The 15,930-nt window shown below is 40.8% G+C and carries 16 protein-coding genes and 15 tRNA genes; 25 read left to right on the forward strand and 6 right to left on the reverse strand.

Translation table 11 applies throughout. The features are described 5' to 3' along the window. The first annotated feature begins 1 nt into the window (after position 1). The 18 genes from NSQ25_RS04265 (at position 2) to NSQ25_RS04350 (ending at position 4,040) form a co-directional block, all read left to right on the forward strand. Positions 2-92: transfer RNA gene (locus tag NSQ25_RS04265), tRNA-Ser, on the forward strand. A 17-nt stretch (positions 93-109) separates the two neighbouring features. Further along, a tRNA-Glu gene (locus tag NSQ25_RS04270) sits at positions 110-184 on the forward strand. A 33-nt stretch (positions 185-217) separates the two neighbouring features. Further along, positions 218-293: transfer RNA gene (locus NSQ25_RS04275), tRNA-Val, on the forward strand. Positions 294-308: 15 nt separating this feature from the next. Further along, positions 309-385: transfer RNA gene (locus tag NSQ25_RS04280), tRNA-Met, on the forward strand. Positions 386-389: 4 nt separating this feature from the next. Further along, a tRNA-Asp gene (locus tag NSQ25_RS04285) sits at positions 390-466 on the forward strand. Between the two features lie 18 nt (positions 467-484). Beyond that, a tRNA-Phe gene (locus NSQ25_RS04290) sits at positions 485-560 on the forward strand. A gap of 6 nt (positions 561-566) precedes the next feature. Then, a tRNA-Thr gene (locus NSQ25_RS04295) sits at positions 567-639 on the forward strand. A 15-nt stretch (positions 640-654) separates the two neighbouring features. Further along, positions 655-739, forward strand: a tRNA-Tyr gene (locus NSQ25_RS04300). A 14-nt stretch (positions 740-753) separates the two neighbouring features. After that, positions 754-827, forward strand: a tRNA-Trp gene (locus NSQ25_RS04305). 29 nt (positions 828-856) lie between these two features. Continuing rightward, positions 857-932 (forward strand) — tRNA-His (locus NSQ25_RS04310). Between the two features lie 9 nt (positions 933-941). After that, positions 942-1,013 (forward strand) — tRNA-Gln (locus NSQ25_RS04315). 7 nt (positions 1,014-1,020) lie between these two features. Next, positions 1,021-1,095 (forward strand) — tRNA-Gly (locus NSQ25_RS04320). A 5-nt stretch (positions 1,096-1,100) separates the two neighbouring features. Continuing rightward, a tRNA-Cys gene (locus NSQ25_RS04325) sits at positions 1,101-1,171 on the forward strand. A 14-nt stretch (positions 1,172-1,185) separates the two neighbouring features. Further along, positions 1,186-1,274: transfer RNA gene (locus tag NSQ25_RS04330), tRNA-Leu, on the forward strand. A gap of 37 nt (positions 1,275-1,311) precedes the next feature. Continuing rightward, a tRNA-Leu gene (locus tag NSQ25_RS04335) sits at positions 1,312-1,393 on the forward strand. Positions 1,394-1,683: 290 nt separating this feature from the next. Next, entirely contained in the window at positions 1,684-2,109 is a 426-nt protein-coding gene (locus tag NSQ25_RS04340; RefSeq protein ID WP_252050285.1) for a hypothetical protein, read from the forward strand. A 413-nt stretch (positions 2,110-2,522) separates the two neighbouring features. Beyond that, entirely contained in the window at positions 2,523-3,317 is a 795-nt protein-coding gene (locus tag NSQ25_RS04345; protein ID WP_034282318.1) for a phosphotransferase, read from the forward strand. A gap of 18 nt (positions 3,318-3,335) precedes the next feature. Continuing rightward, positions 3,336-4,040: a hypothetical protein gene (locus tag NSQ25_RS04350; RefSeq protein ID WP_326136667.1), complete on the forward strand. Its 705-nt coding sequence runs from the start codon at positions 3,336-3,338 to the stop codon at positions 4,038-4,040. 34 nt (positions 4,041-4,074) lie between these two features. Here NSQ25_RS04350 and NSQ25_RS04355 read toward each other — a convergent pair whose 3' ends face one another. The 5 genes from NSQ25_RS04355 to NSQ25_RS04375 all read right to left on the reverse strand — a co-directional run bounded on the left by NSQ25_RS04355 (position 4,075) and on the right by NSQ25_RS04375 (position 6,866). Then, complete coding sequence (locus tag NSQ25_RS04355; RefSeq protein WP_034282317.1) at positions 4,075-4,617, reverse strand: histidine phosphatase family protein; 543 nt, start codon at positions 4,615-4,617, stop codon at positions 4,075-4,077. A 62-nt stretch (positions 4,618-4,679) separates the two neighbouring features. Continuing rightward, the gene (locus NSQ25_RS04360; RefSeq protein WP_034282315.1) at positions 4,680-4,877 is read right to left on the reverse strand and encodes a hypothetical protein; all 198 of its coding nucleotides are present in this window, start codon (positions 4,875-4,877) and stop codon (positions 4,680-4,682) included. Between the two features lie 142 nt (positions 4,878-5,019). Beyond that, a complete protein-coding gene (locus tag NSQ25_RS04365; protein ID WP_061109579.1) occupies positions 5,020-5,289 on the reverse strand; it encodes a hypothetical protein in 270 nt (89 codons plus the stop codon). A gap of 65 nt (positions 5,290-5,354) precedes the next feature. Continuing rightward, the gene (locus NSQ25_RS04370) at positions 5,355-6,044 is read right to left on the reverse strand and encodes a DUF1963 domain-containing protein (protein ID WP_326136648.1); all 690 of its coding nucleotides are present in this window, start codon (positions 6,042-6,044) and stop codon (positions 5,355-5,357) included. A gap of 18 nt (positions 6,045-6,062) precedes the next feature. Continuing rightward, positions 6,063-6,866: a DUF2262 domain-containing protein gene (locus tag NSQ25_RS04375; protein ID WP_326136647.1), complete on the reverse strand. Its 804-nt coding sequence runs from the start codon at positions 6,864-6,866 to the stop codon at positions 6,063-6,065. 541 nt (positions 6,867-7,407) lie between these two features. On the opposite strand from NSQ25_RS04375, the gene NSQ25_RS04380 reads away from it, so the two are divergent. Next, the gene (locus tag NSQ25_RS04380; RefSeq protein ID WP_024427404.1) at positions 7,408-9,351 is read left to right on the forward strand and encodes an LTA synthase family protein; all 1,944 of its coding nucleotides are present in this window, start codon (positions 7,408-7,410) and stop codon (positions 9,349-9,351) included. A 155-nt stretch (positions 9,352-9,506) separates the two neighbouring features. Next, positions 9,507-10,073, forward strand: coding sequence for a signal peptidase I (lepB, locus tag NSQ25_RS04385; RefSeq protein ID WP_024425343.1), 567 nt, complete (start codon positions 9,507-9,509; stop codon positions 10,071-10,073). Positions 10,074-10,114: 41 nt separating this feature from the next. Here the strand turns inward: lepB and NSQ25_RS04390 are convergent, their stop codons facing one another. Then, positions 10,115-11,410 (reverse strand): homocysteine synthase, encoded by a 1,296-nt coding sequence (locus NSQ25_RS04390; RefSeq protein WP_326136646.1) that lies wholly within the window; start codon positions 11,408-11,410, stop codon positions 10,115-10,117. A 265-nt stretch (positions 11,411-11,675) separates the two neighbouring features. Here NSQ25_RS04390 and NSQ25_RS04395 point away from each other — a divergent pair, with 265 nt between their 5' ends. The 5 genes from NSQ25_RS04395 (at position 11,676) to ssuD (ending at position 15,756) form a co-directional block, all read left to right on the forward strand. Further along, positions 11,676-11,831, forward strand: coding sequence for an FbpB family small basic protein (locus tag NSQ25_RS04395; protein ID WP_065214159.1), 156 nt, complete (start codon positions 11,676-11,678; stop codon positions 11,829-11,831). Between the two features lie 163 nt (positions 11,832-11,994). Continuing rightward, positions 11,995-12,762 (forward strand): ABC transporter ATP-binding protein, encoded by a 768-nt coding sequence (locus NSQ25_RS04400; protein ID WP_024427408.1) that lies wholly within the window; start codon positions 11,995-11,997, stop codon positions 12,760-12,762. 14 nt (positions 12,763-12,776) lie between these two features. After that, complete coding sequence (locus NSQ25_RS04405; protein ID WP_065214160.1) at positions 12,777-13,769, forward strand: aliphatic sulfonate ABC transporter substrate-binding protein; 993 nt, start codon at positions 12,777-12,779, stop codon at positions 13,767-13,769. After that, positions 13,766-14,596 carry an ABC transporter permease gene (locus NSQ25_RS04410; RefSeq protein WP_034282306.1) on the forward strand — a complete coding sequence of 277 codons (831 nt, stop codon included), beginning with the start codon at positions 13,766-13,768 and terminating at the stop codon, positions 14,594-14,596. Before NSQ25_RS04405 ends, NSQ25_RS04410 begins: the two co-directional genes overlap by 4 nt. 17 nt (positions 14,597-14,613) lie before the next feature. After that, positions 14,614-15,756, forward strand: coding sequence for an FMNH2-dependent alkanesulfonate monooxygenase (gene ssuD / locus NSQ25_RS04415; RefSeq protein WP_326136645.1), 1,143 nt, complete (start codon positions 14,614-14,616; stop codon positions 15,754-15,756). Positions 15,757-15,930 lie beyond the last annotated feature (174 nt).

A 15,930-nucleotide genomic window follows, 5' to 3' on the forward strand; every position in this document is an offset into this window, starting at 1 on the left:
TGGAGAGCTGTCCGAGTGGCCGAAGGAGCACGATTGGAAATCGTGTAGGCGGTAACCCCGTCTCAAGGGTTCGAATCCCTTGCTCTCCGCCACAATTTACATAATAAAGGGCCCGTTGGTCAAGCGGTTAAGACACCGCCCTTTCACGGCGGTAACACGGGTTCGAATCCCGTACGGGTCACCATTTTTATAGAATATACACCAGCATTTTTTATTCGGAGGATTAGCTCAGCTGGGAGAGCATCTGCCTTACAAGCAGAGGGTCGGCGGTTCGAGCCCGTCATCCTCCACCATATCTTTTATATCGTCGCGGGGTGGAGCAGTTCGGTAGCTCGTCGGGCTCATAACCCGAAGGTCGCAGGTTCAAATCCTGCCCCCGCAACCAAAATGGTCCGGTAGTTCAGTTGGTTAGAATGCCTGCCTGTCACGCAGGAGGTCGCGGGTTCGAGTCCCGTCCGGACCGCCATTTTTCAAAAGAATACTTGGCTCGGTAGCTCAGTTGGTAGAGCAACGGACTGAAAATCCGTGTGTCGGCGGTTCGATTCCGTCCCGAGCCACCACTATTTGCCGGTGTAGCTCAACTGGTAGAGCAACTGACTTGTAATCAGTAGGTTGGGGGTTCAAGTCCTCTTGCCGGCACTGTTTTTCAAAAGTGGAGGGGTAGCGAAGTGGCTAAACGCGGCGGACTGTAAATCCGCTCCCTCCGGGTTCGGCGGTTCGAATCCGCCCCCCTCCACCATTTTTTATTTTCATAGGGGCATAGTTTAAAGGTAGAACAGAGGTCTCCAAAACCTCCGGTGTGGGTTCGATTCCTACTGCCCCTGCCAATTTCTTAATATGATTCATAACATCTATGGCGGTTGTGGCGAAGTGGTTAACGCACCAGATTGTGGCTCTGGCACTCGTGGGTTCGATTCCCATCAATCGCCCCATTTTATTATTGGGCTATAGCCAAGCGGTAAGGCAACGGACTTTGACTCCGTCATGCGTTGGTTCGAATCCAGCTAGCCCAGTTGATGTGCGGAAGTAGTTCAGTGGTAGAACACCACCTTGCCAAGGTGGGGGTCGCGGGTTCGAATCCCGTCTTCCGCTCCAATAATGGCGGCATAGCCAAGTGGTAAGGCAGAGGTCTGCAAAACCTTTATCCCCGGTTCAAATCCGGGTGTCGCCTTTTTTGAAAAGACTGCCGGGGTGGTGGAATTGGCAGACACACAGGACTTAAAATCCTGCGGTAGGTGACTACCGTGCCGGTTCAAGTCCGGCCCTCGGCACCATTGTTTTTTAATATAAGATGCGCTCTTTAATGATCATGCCGGTGTGGCGGAATTGGCAGACGCGCACGACTCAAAATCGTGTTCCTCACGGAGTGCCGGTTCGACCCCGGCCACCGGTATCTAGTTTTAGATATTCTTTATTGTCGTCAATTACAGAAGAATTAAGGAATATCAACGTTTAAAACGTCTTTCTACAAATTGTAGGAGGACGTTTTTTATTTGTTTTTTAGCTGCTTCTTCATACGACAAAATTACTTCAAATCGCGTTCACTGCTGAAAGGGTGAATTAGCTAAGAGGAACATATTAAGGAGATTAACTTTTACTTTATTGATGGTTGCCTTATTATTAAACTAAAGGGGCAGGATAATTGAAGAAGGATTGGATAAATTGTACACAAGAGGTGTTGTAATGATTACGGTTAAAAATGCTGAAAGTTATCTTAAAGATAGCATTGGTGAAGATAACGATGATATAAAAAAGGTTTGGGAAACATTTAAGGCTTTTTCAAAGGTGACAGTTGAGGGCGAAGAAGATAAAGAAATTTTATTTCAGTGTGGTGTCTATGATTTTACAGGAGAGGAACTATTTCATTTTGACTTTGTACGTCAGTTTACAGTTTATGAAGAAGATGAATATTCTCACATGGAACAACTACACTGTGAATTTTTATTTAAACCAACAAGCGAGTTAAAAAAGTTAAAGGTGGTAGAAGAATGGTCAATGGATTATGACGATATCGATCATTTTTTTAATCATATTGAAAGTATTCATGAGTTTAAAATACCTTTGAGTTTAAAGCCGATAAAATCAGAAATATATCAAGAAGAACTTTAATTCTTATATCATTAACGGGTGCTTTACTTTAAGAAAGTATACCTTGACTTTTTGGAATAATTTATCAAGGAGTGCGGTTCGACCCCGGCCTCCAATATCTATTAAAAGTTTCATGAGTGGTTTTTACCGTCAACCTAACGTTTCACCCTCGTGGTGAAACGTTTTTTTGTGGTTTAAATGAGTTATTTAGATAAAAATAAAAACCTATTAGAATAGAATGAGCATGTACTACTGTTAACAGTATAATCTTTAGTTGTTTTGTAACATTTGGTACGATACATTTAACCATGTAAGGAAACAAAATGGAGTAGCGCATTCACATAAAACAGTGAACCATCTTTGTGTAACTAAATGAATATTTGTGGGTACATACACATCTTTAGCTGACATGACCCAGTATGAGGGGAGAATTTATGAAAAAACAAAATGATCATGAGGAGTTATTGACAGGTGGCAATGTCTCGAACGTATATCGTTCTGGAGATACGGTTCGTCGAGAAGTAAAGTCAGACAATATCAATATACGAAAGCTGCTAAAGCATTTAGAAAAAAAGAATTTCTCCTATGCTCCAAAGTTTTTAGGGGTTGATGAACAAGGTAGAGAGGTATTGTCCTTTATTGATGGCGTGGCCGGTCATGATCCTTTAAAAGAATACATGTGTACTCACGATGTTTTAAAAGAAATAGCGAGCATGTTAAGGCTTTATCATGATGCTGTTCAGGACTTCTCCATTTCAGATGATTGGGAACGAATGGACAATACGCCTAACAACATAGAGGTTGTTTGCCATAATGATTTTGCGATGTACAACATCATTTTCAAGGATAAAAAACCAGTAGGGATTATTGATTTTGATGTAGCTGCTCCTGGTCCAAGGCTTTGGGATATCGCATATACCCTTTATACATGTGTGCCTCTCAGTAGATTTTTTCGCACTGAAACAGGGGAGGTCGTGAATTATCTTTCATTAGACCATGCAGACCAGATAAAGCATAGAGTCAAACTGTTTTTTGAATCTTATGGCGAGGAAATAGCAGAAGATTATTTGGATATGGTGCTGCTTCGTTTAGAAGGGTTATGTCAGTATATGAAACGACAAGCGTGTGAGGGTGATATCGCTTTTCAAAACATGATTCAAGAAGGACATCTTGAACATTATCAAAAAGACATTCAATTTATTCATGAACATAGAAAAGAATGGATGTAAAGAGGCGGCGTTGTGATCATGCAAACGAAGACGATATTACAGGCTATTATTCAAGACGAGGGAGTAAATGATTATCCTCTTTTTAGACAGTACTGTGTGAGAAAAGAACAGGGCCTGCGTAAAGATGCGCTAAAAGTTCTTCAGGCCTTTATTGAAGAGATGAAGGAGAACGATTTTGAAGTACAGCGTATATTTACTGCTTGGCTGTTTGAGTGGATTGAACGGTTTGAGGATGGTCATCATCTGCTTGTGTATCCGCTCGTAAATGGGGTGATCCAGCCTGTTCTTCAAGAGTGGGAGAATGTTGATCCATTGGATGTGAGACCGTATCGCTGGCAAGGTTTGTTTGTGCATCAGGGAGAAGGGCTGCCTCATTTATTGAAGGCACTAGAGCTTGGGGGCAGCAAGGAACAGCGTGTGATTGTTCAAATTTGTGAAATCTATTTATCGGCCTTATGGTATTCGTTTCACCATATACATGAAGATCTTTATTTAAGCACCTATGAGAAGGATCAAGAGAGAATTCAAGGGATTGAAAATGTTATGATACTGATTCAAGATCAAAGAACTCGTACGAATGTTCAAAAACAAGCTGTCTATTATGGCCAGCTTTTAACGGATTGGATGGCATTTCAGCAGACGGAGACAAGAGGCTTTATGACATGGTGTGCGGAGCGTAAAAGGCCGTATGAGTGGGTAGAGGCATTTTATTATCAGCAATAGATGAGAAAACGGCAGAGTTCATTCTGCCGTTTTTTTAATGCCATATTCGCTTTGTTTCTATATGATCTGGACTAAAATATTTCAGAATATAGACATCTGGATTGCTTAGTTTCTTCCACTCCTCGAATCCAATCGTTGGATCAGCGTGTTTAAGAAGCAGGCTCATGATATTGCCATGTGTGACGAATAGGGTATGATCTTTTTCTAATTTTATTTGTTCGTGTAGTGCTTCTACAATACGATTCATGGCTTCTTGGCTCGATTCTCCGCCTTCACAGGTCATATGTAAGTCTGTAAAACTGAGCTTTAGCTTCTCAAACCAATCGTCTATTGGTTTGCTGCTTAATACACGTTCAGAGAGGCGCTGATCGATTTTTATCTCGAGCTGTTTTGCATGAGCAAGGGGCTCAGTAGTTTGGATCGCTCGTTTATAAGGACTTGAGATAATTTGATTGAGATGAATGCTGGAAAAAAACTGTGCCAGTTCATGAGATTGAGTGATGCCTTGTGGTGTTAAAGCTGCAGCTTTAGATTGTCCATCTGCTTGGCAGTGTCTGACGATATAATATGTTTTCATTGGATACACCTTTCATTGAGTATAAAAAAATCATCCAGTATTGGATGAGGATTTACGAAGATCTAGGTAAGCTTGTTCGTATCTGTTTCTTTATAGGGATCTGTGAGCTTGGAGGTCAGGTCTAGGTTGAACAAAAAATCATCGACGGTGTCTGTGCCAAAGGGAAGTGTGGAGAAGTTGACTGGGATGCTGTCTTCTTGCTTTTCTGAAGTGATTTGCTGTGCAGGCTGCTTTTTTCTCCAGTTCTTAAATAAGCGCATGTGAGGCCCCCTTTTCTTTGAAAAAGATGGATTTATACATAATATACGGGGAGAGTTGTCCAGGCGTCAAATGTTTTCTTCAAAAGGAACGATTCTATTAATAAAACAAGAGCCACAGGAAAGTGCGGCTCTTGTTGTCAGTTTAGAATGCGCGTTGTAATGCTTGCAGTAATTTACGTTCGCATCTTAAGTTGTATCGCTTCTTATGGAGTTTCTCCGTTTTAAACCTGCCTATGACACGTCGAACATCGGGATCATAAATGATGAGCTCCCTGCAAGTTTGTTCATGTAATAGTGCTTGAAACCAGCTATATTTTTTGAGATGTGCTGCGTTCCTCGAGATCTCCTCTTCATCCACTTGTAGAAAAGGGATATACACAGCAAGTGAAAAGATGTCTAGAATGAATCCCATTTTGCTGCCTCCTTTCATTGTTACTCATTAGGTTTAGGAGAAGGCGAGGTTTCATTCAATAAACGTTAAAAACAATCCCAGTGCATAAACCATTCTTTTGATTCTTGGTCATAATAGAAATACATCGTGCCGTTATCACCAATCATGAAACGAGGTTTTTCTTCTGAGGCGATTTGGAGCATGAATTCGCCTTGTTGTTGATGGGGCGGGGATTGAATATACGCCCCATATCCACCGATTTTTGTGAACGAATAATTTGTGTATTGATTAAAGAAGTGGTCTGTCGCTTCTTCACTTTCGTTTACTTCTGTTAGGTCCACATATGACCATGCCTCTTCCCAGCAAGGGAAGTCCCTTTGCTCACTTTTGTTCCATTGGATTTGAAAAGCTTTGAGCCCTCTCACTTCTTCAGGAGTTTCAGCTACTTCTAAACCTTCGATTGATGAATATTCAATGAGCTTCCAGCCTTCACCGTTTTTGGTGATATCAATCGGAAGTGTATTCTGATTAAGAAAAATTTGAATCAGCTTACATTCATTGAAGCCGTTCATTCCTCCTGGCACTTCTGGTAAATAAATTTGTAAAATCGGAATCATGGCTCCATCTTGATCTATCGGCCAGCCTTGATTAGGATCGATGAAAAAATGGCCTGCAAACCAGCTGTGTACAGCTGGATCAGGACGGAAGCCGCCAATTTTGGCGATGACTGGCGTTTTCCCAAACAGATTTAATTCTTGAAAAGCTTTGATTTCCATGGGTTATTCCTCCAGCCTTTAGCCTGCAATATGTGCATCATGAAATGTGCCATTTATATTTCCTTTGACAATAATGACATGCCCCCAAAATAAATCACCGTCATGATAGTAGACTTCTAACTCTCCCTCAGGGTAAACATGCAGGCTTTCAAGTGAAATGCGGCTTATAAATTGATTCATTGTGAGTTCTTCTTGCTCTTCAGCTGATTCGTCTTGTTCCTGCCAATCCTTTGCTAGATCTATCAGCTGATTCGCGGCAAATGATTTAATAGAAGAATCCCATTTGGCCTGTTCTTGCATGAGGTGGTTTGCTGTTCGAAGAGAGTCATTTATTTTTTCATCTTCTTCGAGGTTAAAGTAGAGAAGGCATTCTTCATTGCTCCATTGGATCGTTTTTTCAAATAAGTCTAGTCCTTTTACTAACTCAAAGGTTCCAAGTATGTCATCATGATAATACACAGGCTTTTGGGCTTCTTCTAAAATTTCTTGAAGCGCTTGATCCTGTGTATCTGTATCAATCAAAGATACAAGCATGAATTCACCTTCGCCTTTTCGAACCTGAAGTGTAACGATTGATTCTTTATGTAATTGTGCCTGTTTTTCCCTTAATCCCTCGTCATCTGTTAGCCAGCAAAGTCTTACATTTTCGGTTGTGATATGACCGTTTTCTTTCCAAGCAATCAGTGGAATAGAAGCGGTCCAAAGAGGTGCCTGTCCTGCTTTTCCTGCCCCTACGCCAGAAGGTCCTGTAACAGCAATGATAGTGATTACATCTTCTGAAAATCTCTCTTCAAAAGTGTTGATTTGTTTGTTCATCTTCATGTGATGTCCTCCAGCCTGATTTTTTTTTGTCATGAACATATAAGTGTTGTGATCAAGTTCTACCTCTTTATCACACCGCACATCAGTAGGGGAAATCAAGCTTTTTTTGATTTAAACTGTTTTTTTAGGAAGTACATGGATTAATGGAGGTTGAGTCACAATAAAAGAAGCATGGATCGAATTTTGTATAAATTTGGGTAAATGAGTCGAAAAGCCTAGGTGATTCTTCCTTTTCTTTATAATTACTTTGACACGAATAGATGAAAAAAGTAAAGTAATACTGAGTGATTTACAAAACCTTCTTCATCCACTAAAACATGAAGTGTGCGTAAATTTAATGTAAATGGATATTTTTCCTTTTATTTACTCGTATTTTTTTGAAACTTATGATGCTTCTCATTCGTTATATTAAAGGAGCGCATGTATCCGGCGGAGACAGAGCATCGGCATGCTTGGCGAAGAAGATTTACATTTGCAAAATGAATGTAAATTTTTTATGATTTCATTTATATCAGAACGATGATAAGAAAGAAGAGGTTTTATGAAAAAAATATTTGCAAACAAATATAGCTTTTTTGTTTTGGCTGTCCTTTTATTCTGGGCAAAATCGTACACAGCCTACAAAATGGACTTTAATTTAGGAGTAAAAGGTTCTTTTCAAGAGGGGCTTCTCTTATTGAATCCATTTAGTTCAGCCATCGTGTTTTTTGGACTTGCTCTCTTTTTGAAGGGGCGTAAATCTGCCATTGTTTTAATTGTTATTGATTTTATTATGACCGCACTTTTATATGCAAATGTAGCGTATTACCGTTTCTTTGATGACTTTTTGACTTTCTCAACAATGAAGCAGGCAGGAAATCTTGGGGGAGGCATGACTGGCGGTGTGTTAGCAAGCATTAAGCCGCATGACCTTTTATACTTCCTTGATATTATCATCTTGATTGCGATTGTCATTTGGAGACCAGAAGTGAAGAAGTTCCAAATGAAAAAGACGTTTGCACTGCTGATTGTAGCTGCAGGTATTGGACTGTTCTTTGTAAACCTTCATTTGGCTGAAAAGGATCGTCCAGAATTATTAACAAGAACCTTTGATCATAAGTATGTTGTCAAATACTTAGGTGTTTATAATTATACGATTTATGACGGGGTACAAGCAGCACAAAACGCAACACAGGTAGCAAATGCAAGCAGTGAAGATTTAACGGATGTTGTGAACTATACGTCTTCTCACTATGCGAAGCCAAATGCAGAGTATTTTGGGAAAGCAAAAGGTAAAAACATTATTAAAATTCATTTAGAAAGCTTCCAGTCTTTCTTAATTGACTACAAATTAAATGGAGAAGAAGTGACTCCATTCTTAAACAAACTGGCTCATGGGAAAGACGACTTTACGTATTTCGATAACTTCTTCCATCAGACTGGTCAAGGGAAGACATCAGATGCTGAGCTGATGATGGATAATAGTATGTTTGGCTTGCCAGAGGGAGCAGCATTTGTGACAAAGGGTGAAAATACCTTCCAATCACTACCTGCCATCCTAGATCAAAAAGCAGGCTATACGAGTGCAGTGCTTCACGGGGACTATAAATCTTTCTGGAACCGTGACACGATTTATAAACATATGGGAATTGATCAATTCTTTGATGCTTCCTATTACAACATGGATGAAGAAAACCTTGTGAATATGGGTCTGAAGGATAAACCGTTCTTCAAAGAATCAATTCCAATGCTAGAATCAATGAAAAAGCCATTTTATGCACATTTAATGACACTGACAAATCACTATCCATTTAATTTAGATGAAAAAGATGCGACAATCGCTAAGGCAACAACTGGCGATAAAACAGTCGATAACTATTTCCAAACAGCAAGATATTTAGATGAGTCATTAGAGCAATTCTTCAAAGACTTGAAAAAATCAGGTATGTATAAAGACTCAGTCATTTTATTATATGGTGACCATAACGGTATTTCTGAGAACCATAACCGTGCAATGAGTGAAATTCAAGGGAAAGAAATCACTCCTTATCAAAATGCACAAAACCAGCGTGTTCCGCTTATGATACGTATTCCCGGTAAGAAGGGCGGCGTGAACCATACGTATGGTGGTGAAGTCGACGTTATGCCAACACTTCTTCACTTACAAGGTATTGATTCAAATGAATTCGTGAATTTTGGAACAGACCTATTCTCTAAAAAGCATGATGAGACTGTTGCCTTCCGTAATGGAAACTATGTGACACCGAAATACACACTTGTCGATAATACCGTTTATGATACGAAAACAGGTAAAGTGGTGAAACAAAATAAAAAGACAGAGGCGATTAAAGCCCGTGTTGATAATCAGTTAAGTCTTTCAGATAAAGTGCTCTATAGGGATCTACTTCGATTCCATAAGTTATCTGATTTCAAACCAGTGAATCCATCGGATTATTTCTATGGTAAAGCAAACAAAGAAAAAGAAGCGGATTCTTCTGCTAACTAACTGAGTTTTGGGCAAGCACAGAAAGGTGCTTGCCTTTTTCTCTCTCTTCGCTTGATTTGTTGGCAAAATATGTTTATATTTAGGGAGAAACAAGCGTGACGCCGGCTGGCAGCTGGTGACACACATTTCGTCCTTGGGGAATTCAGGAGGAGCTTATGACAACAAATACAAAAACACAAAAAAAGAAATCAGAATTATGGGGCTGGATCAAAGCCATCTTAATCGCATTTATAGCTGTTTTTATCATTCGCAACTTTTTATTCGCGCCATACATTGTCAAAGGATCTTCCATGTATCCGACATTGCATGATACAGAGCGGGTGTTTGTGAATAAAACGGTTGATTATTTCGGTGATTATAAACGGGGACAGATCATTGTTCTTGATGGGGAAGACCGCAGCACTCATTATGTCAAACGATTGATTGGTTTACCTGGTGATAAAATTGAAATGAAAAATGATCAGCTATATGTTAATGGAAAAAAAGTGGCGGAGCCTTACTTAGCGTCAAACAAAAAGAAAGCAGCTGCAGATGGCACCTTGCTGACACCTGATTTTGGCCCTTTGACTGTTCCAAAAGGAAAGTACTTTGTCATGGGGGACAACCGCCAAAATTCAATGGACAGCCGCAACGGCTTAGGTCTTTTTACAAAGCGTGATATTCAAGGAACTACCTCATTTGTATTTTATCCTTTCCAAGACATTCGATTACTCAATCATTAATAAACAATAAAAAAGCACACAGCCGTGTGCTTTTTTCTATGTCATTCAGACTGACTTTTTGTCATCGCCTGTTCAAGATCTTCAAGAATATCTTCAATCGCTTCTGTTCCAACAGATAAACGAATGAGCTCTGGTGTGACACCTGTCGCTTTTTGTTCTGCCTCGCTTAATTGCTGATGCGTTGTGCTGGCAGGGTGAATGATGAGGGATTTAGAATCACCCACGTTTGCGAGATGGGAGAAAAGCTGGACAGAATCAATGAGCTTTTTACCTGCTTCGCGTCCACCTTTAATACCGAATGTGAGGATCGCGCCTTGTCCTTTTGGTAAATAGGTTTGAGCAAGCTCATATGATTCGTGACTTTCAAGACCTGGATAGCTTACCCAATCGACAAGAGGGTGATCCTGTAAGAATTGTGCTGTTTTCAATGCATTTTCACTATGCCGCTCAAGACGAAGGTGTAATGTTTCTAAGCCCTGCAGAAGTAAAAATGAGTTGAATGGCGACAGAGCTGCCCCTAAATCACGTAATAGCTGTACTCGTGCTTTTGTGATATAAGCCGCTTCTCCAATTGCTTCTGTATAGGTCAGCCCGTGATAGCTTGGATCTGGTTCAGTCAGCCCTTTAAACTTATCGCTGTCAGCCCAAGGGAATCGGCCGCTATCAACGATGACGCCGCCAATTGATGTACCATGGCCGCCAATAAATTTCGTCGCTGAGTGGACGACAATGTCTGCACCGAATTCAATAGGTCTTAATAAATAAGGGCTGGCGAGTGTATTGTCAACAATAAGCGGGATATGATGCTTGTGTGCAATGGCTGAGATGGCTTCAATATGTAAAATGTCGCCTTTTGGATTCCCAATGCTCTCTGCATAAACTGCCTTTGTTTTGTCAGTGATCGCTGCTTCGAGTTCTTCAAGGTTGGATGAATCGACAAATTTTACAGTAATTCCGAGTTTTTTGAGTGTATGGGCAAATAAATTGTAGGTGCCGCCATAAAGACTGCTTGAGGAAACGATTTCATCTCCGGCTCCTGCGATGTTTAAAATAGAATAAGTCGTCGCTGCTTGTCCAGAAGAAACAGCAAGTGCACCAATTCCACCTTCAAGCTCAGCGATACGCTTTTCAAATACGTCATTTGTAGGGTTCATAATACGTGAATAAATATTTCCCGGTTCCTGAAGACCAAATAAATTCGCTGCATGCTCACTGTCTCTAAAACCAAATGAGCTTGTTTGGTAAATAGGCACGGCTCTTGAATAGGTCGCTGAATCAAGCTCCTGACCTGCGTGAATGGCTTTTGTTTCTAAACGAAATGGACGTTCTTCTGACATGTGTGTATCCTCCTTTTGTTAGATAAAACCAACTGTTTTGATAAGAAATATTTAATAAGACTATAAATCTTGTTCCCTGCTCGGTCAATCATTTTTTAGATAAATCTGAAAAAACAATAAATATAGTTGACAGGTAGGAATAGTGTGTATTAACATGAGCATACTGAAAACACGAACAAGAATGGCTGATCGGTCAACCGAAGGCTCTATCACTCAAATATGAGTGAAGAGCCTTTTTTTATTTGAATGAGAAAGGATGAAGAAGATGGAAAAAAAGAAAAAACGAAAAAAATACAGAAAACATATGGATCTGACACTCAATATCTTGATTGAGCGGAACAAATATGAGATTTACAGTAACAAGGAACGAATAGAAGCGATTTACGATCGGATTGATGAAAAGCATACAAGGACAAAATAACCATCTTATAAATTTGAGTTGATTTATGGGATTAATATGATTTACGATGGTGCTAACAAATCAATATGATTAGCTGATCGGACAACGCGAAGGCTCTTATCTCTTTTTTGGGATAAGGGCCTTTCTGTGTATTTATCTGATCGTAAGAGGAGTGGAGGTTTCAATGACGATTTCAATTGATATTGTGGATAAATCCTTTTGGAAAGACAAACAGACCATTCGGGTACTTGAAGACTTAAGATTGAGCATTATTCCCGGTGAATTTGTGACAGTGATAGGTCCGAGCGGATGTGGGAAAAGTACATTGCTAAAGATCATAAGCGGCCTCGACACAGCGTATGATGGGCAAATTTTGATAGGAGGCAGACGGATCACAGAACCAGGAATGAAACAGGGCTTTATCTTTCAGGAACACCGCCTGTTTCCATGGCTGACGGTTGAAGAAAACATAGCGGCCAATTTCAATTTAAAACAACAGGATGTACGCCGCAAAGTGGATGAATTGATTGAAATTGTTCGATTAAAAGGATTTGAACATGCTTATCCACATGAGCTTTCAGGAGGAATGTCACAACGGGTTGCCATTGCGAGAGCACTCCTTCGTGATCCGGAGATCTTATTGCTGGATGAACCATTTGGTGCACTGGATGCATTCACACGAAAACACTTGCAGGATGTGCTGCTGGACATTTGGCAGGAGAAAAAAACAACGATGATGCTCGTAACTCATGATATTGATGAATCGATTTATTTAGGAAATGAAATTGTGCTAATGCAAGCGAGACCTGGCCGAATCCATAAGATTCTCCCTGTGAACCTGCCTTTTCCGCGTGATAGAACGTCAACCGCTTTTCAAAGCTTAAGACAAAAGGTGCTTTCAGAATTTGAGAAAACAGATGAATTGTTACTAACCGATGGCTTAGGGATTTAGGGAGGGGAAATCGCATGAAAAAGAAACAAATGATCGTTATCTTTTTGAGTCTTCTGCTTGTTTTAGCAGGGTGTGATCAAGCAGCAGACGGCACGGAAAACAAGGTGAAAGAAATTAGGATTGGGATTCAGCAAAGTTTGAGCCCGCTGCTTTTAGCAAAGAAAAAGGGGTGGTTTGAACAATCATTTGAAAAAGAAGGAGTGAAGGTAAAGTGGGTGGAGTTTCAAAGTGGACCTCCCCAATTTGAAGGACTTGCTGCAAATCAATTAGATTTCACGCAAGTTGGAAACTCACCTGTTATAGCAGGTCAGGCAGCTGGTATTGATTTTAAGGAAATTGGTTTATCTCAGGATGGGCTGAAAGCGAACGGTATTTTAGTGAATAAGAACAGTGAGATTCAAAAAGTAGAAGACTTACAAGGGAAAAAAATTGCTGTCGCTAAAGGTAGCAGCGGCTTTGACTTTTTATACAAAGTATTAGATCAGGCAGGTTTATCTGCGAAGGATGTTCAGATCATTCAGCTTCAGCCAGATGAAGCGATATCAGCATTTGAAAATGGGTCCGTTGATGCTTGGTCGATCTGGGAGCCGTTCTTATCACTTGAAACGATAAAGAAAGGAGCAAAGCTGCTGGTGAATGGGGAAGCGACCGATTTATATTCTCCAGGTTTCACCCTTGTTCGAACTCAGTTTGCTGATCAGCATCCTGAACTAGTAGTGAAATTCTTAAAGGTATATGACCATGCAGTGAAGTGGCAAAAAGCACATCCAGAAGAGGCTGCTACTCTATATGCGCGTTTAAAAAATTTAGATAAGAAGGTCGTCACACAAGTATTAAACAATACGGAACCACTCAATAAGCCCATTTCGAAGAAGATCATCAATGCTCAGCAGCATACCGCTGATTTTCAATACAAAACAAAGGCGATCCAGCGGAAAATTGATGTTAATCAGGTTGTAGATAATTCGTTTATTGAAAAAATGCTGAAAGAGGAGATGGATGAATGAAAGCTGTATCGAATCCGGCTTTAGCATCTAAAATCGAGCGGGCAAAGAAAAAAAGGAGAAAAGCTTCTTCTTTATATAAGTTAAAGGGACTGGTATTACCTGTTCTACTTATTGCGGTTTGGCAGATCATAGCTGGTTCTCAAATCGTTTCTTCCACTGTCTTGCCTTCGCCTGTCTTGATTGCAGAATCCTTTCGAGAGTTGATTCGTTCTGGTGAACTGTTTGGCCATCTATACATCAGCCTTTATCGAGCGATATGTGGATTTTTGCTAGGGGGAGGCTTAGGTCTTTTGCTGGGCGTATGCGTAGGGTTTTCTAAAAAAACAGAGCATTATGTAGATCCGACCTTGCAAATGCTGAGAACCGTTCCACATTTAGCGGTCACTCCTTTATTCATCCTCTGGTTTGGTTTTGATGAAACAGCGAAAATTTTATTGATTGCACTTGGGGCTTTTTTTCCGATTTATATTAATACGTTTCTAGGTATTCGCAGTGTAGATAATAAGCTGTTTGATGTGGCTCGCGCCTTAGAGTTTAATGTGTATCAAAGCATCACAAAGCTGATTTTACCGGCTGCTCTTCCTCATATTCTTCTGGGCGTGAGACTGTCATTAGGAATTGCTTGGCTTGGTTTAGTGGTAGCTGAGTTGATGGGTTCAAGCAGCGGGGTCGGCTATATGATTATGGATGCAAGGCAATTCTCTCAAACGGATAAAGTGTTTGTAGGAATTATCATCTTTGCAGTAGTAGGTAAGCTGACAGATTCATTTGTACGTCTGTTAGAAAAGCGTCTGCTCAAGTGGCGCACTAGTTATCAAGGTGAATAATAACAGGGGGCGATGTCATGAATATTTTATGGTTTATTCCAACGCATGGAGACGGCCGTTATTTAGGATCAGCAAAAGGGGCAAGACAGGCAGACTATCCATATTTTAAACAGATTGCTCAAGCAGCTGATCAGCTTGGTTATACAGGGGTCTTGCTGCCTACTGGGAGATCCTGTGAAGATCCATGGCTGACGGCAGCTGCTTTAGCTGCGGAAACCACTCATTTAAAGTTTCTCGTGGCTCTTAGACCAGGGCTGATGCAGCCGTCTGTTGCTGCTAGAATGACGTCTACATTAGATCGTCTTTCAGGCGGGAGACTGCTGATTAATGTGGTAGCAGGGGGAAGTAAAGAGGAGCTTGAAGGAGATGGGCTGTTCATTTCTCATGATGAACGCTATGAGGCAACAGAAGAGTTTTTGACGATTTGGAAGCGGTTATTGAAAGGAGAAAATGTACAATTTCATGGCAAACATCTACAAGCAGAAAATGGCCGGCTGTTATTCCCACCAGCTCAAACCCCCCATCCACCAGTCTTTTTTGGCGGATCATCAGCAGCAGGAATTCAAGCAGCCGCCAAGCATACAGATGTTTATTTAACTTGGGGCGAACCGCCTGCACAAGTGAAAGAGAAAATTACACAAGTGAAGAAGCAGGCTGAAAAGGAAGGAAGAACGGTGAAGTTTGGCATTCGTCTTCATGTGATTGTGAGAGATACCGAAGAGGAGGCATGGCAGGCAGCGGAACATCTGATTCGTCATTTAGATCAAAAAACCATTGATGAGGCGCAAAAAGTGTTACAGGGGATGGACTCAGTGGGTCAAAGACGAATGGTGGAATTGCACCAAGGGAGGAAAGACAAACTTGAAATCAGCCCAAATCTTTGGGCAGGCATTGGTTTAGTGCGCGGCGGTGCAGGAACAGCACTCGTCGGAGATCCGCAAACAGTAGCAGATCGTATCATAGAATACCAGTCTCTAGGCATTGATACATTTATATTTTCTGGATACCCGCACCTAGAAGAAGCTTATTATTTAGCAGAGCTTGTTTTCCCGCTCCTTCCATTTAAGAGATCTGGGGCTACAGGACTCTCTGTGCCAGCCGGTGAAATCATTGGGAACAATCATTTTCCAGATGCAGCCTCTGCTGCTAGTTCCTCATAAATTTGAAAAAGCAAAGCAGTCTGCCATGGCTGCTTTGCTTTTTTTCATAGAATAGGCGAGTCATTTGTTGTATAGTGCTGAACAAGGTAAGGGCTTTTTTCCCAATCGATTTCCTTGTATATACATATTTTTAGAGTCAAGAGAAGAAGGAAAATGTGCTCACTCTTTTATCGG

Source organism: Bacillus sp. FSL R5-0512, from assembly GCF_038593295.1.
Classification (GTDB): domain Bacteria; phylum Bacillota; class Bacilli; order Bacillales; family Bacillaceae; genus Bacillus; species Bacillus safensis.

What these genes read in the sequence shown, in the direction of transcription:
- ssuD (WP_326136645.1), top strand. Translation starts at nt 14,614, where the DNA reads ATGAATATTTTATGGTTTATTCCAACGCATGGAGACGGCCGTTATTTA.
- NSQ25_RS04380 (WP_024427404.1), top strand. Translation starts at nt 7,408, where the DNA reads ATGAAAAAAATATTTGCAAACAAATATAGCTTTTTTGTTTTGGCTGTC.
- NSQ25_RS04365 (WP_061109579.1), bottom strand. Translation starts at nt 5,289, where the DNA reads ATGGGATTCATTCTAGACATCTTTTCACTTGCTGTGTATATCCCTTTT.
- NSQ25_RS04350 (WP_326136667.1), top strand. Translation starts at nt 3,336, where the DNA reads ATGCAAACGAAGACGATATTACAGGCTATTATTCAAGACGAGGGAGTA.
- NSQ25_RS04345 (WP_034282318.1), top strand. Translation starts at nt 2,523, where the DNA reads ATGAAAAAACAAAATGATCATGAGGAGTTATTGACAGGTGGCAATGTC.
- NSQ25_RS04340 (WP_252050285.1), top strand. Translation starts at nt 1,684, where the DNA reads ATGATTACGGTTAAAAATGCTGAAAGTTATCTTAAAGATAGCATTGGT.
- NSQ25_RS04400 (WP_024427408.1), top strand. Translation starts at nt 11,995, where the DNA reads ATGACGATTTCAATTGATATTGTGGATAAATCCTTTTGGAAAGACAAA.
- NSQ25_RS04405 (WP_065214160.1), top strand. Translation starts at nt 12,777, where the DNA reads ATGAAAAAGAAACAAATGATCGTTATCTTTTTGAGTCTTCTGCTTGTT.
- lepB (WP_024425343.1), top strand. Translation starts at nt 9,507, where the DNA reads ATGACAACAAATACAAAAACACAAAAAAAGAAATCAGAATTATGGGGC.
- NSQ25_RS04370 (WP_326136648.1), bottom strand. Translation starts at nt 6,044, where the DNA reads ATGGAAATCAAAGCTTTTCAAGAATTAAATCTGTTTGGGAAAACGCCA.
- NSQ25_RS04390 (WP_326136646.1), bottom strand. Translation starts at nt 11,410, where the DNA reads ATGTCAGAAGAACGTCCATTTCGTTTAGAAACAAAAGCCATTCACGCA.
- NSQ25_RS04375 (WP_326136647.1), bottom strand. Translation starts at nt 6,866, where the DNA reads ATGAAGATGAACAAACAAATCAACACTTTTGAAGAGAGATTTTCAGAA.
- NSQ25_RS04395 (WP_065214159.1), top strand. Translation starts at nt 11,676, where the DNA reads ATGGAAAAAAAGAAAAAACGAAAAAAATACAGAAAACATATGGATCTG.
- NSQ25_RS04355 (WP_034282317.1), bottom strand. Translation starts at nt 4,617, where the DNA reads ATGAAAACATATTATATCGTCAGACACTGCCAAGCAGATGGACAATCT.
- NSQ25_RS04360 (WP_034282315.1), bottom strand. Translation starts at nt 4,877, where the DNA reads ATGCGCTTATTTAAGAACTGGAGAAAAAAGCAGCCTGCACAGCAAATC.
- NSQ25_RS04410 (WP_034282306.1), top strand. Translation starts at nt 13,766, where the DNA reads ATGAAAGCTGTATCGAATCCGGCTTTAGCATCTAAAATCGAGCGGGCA.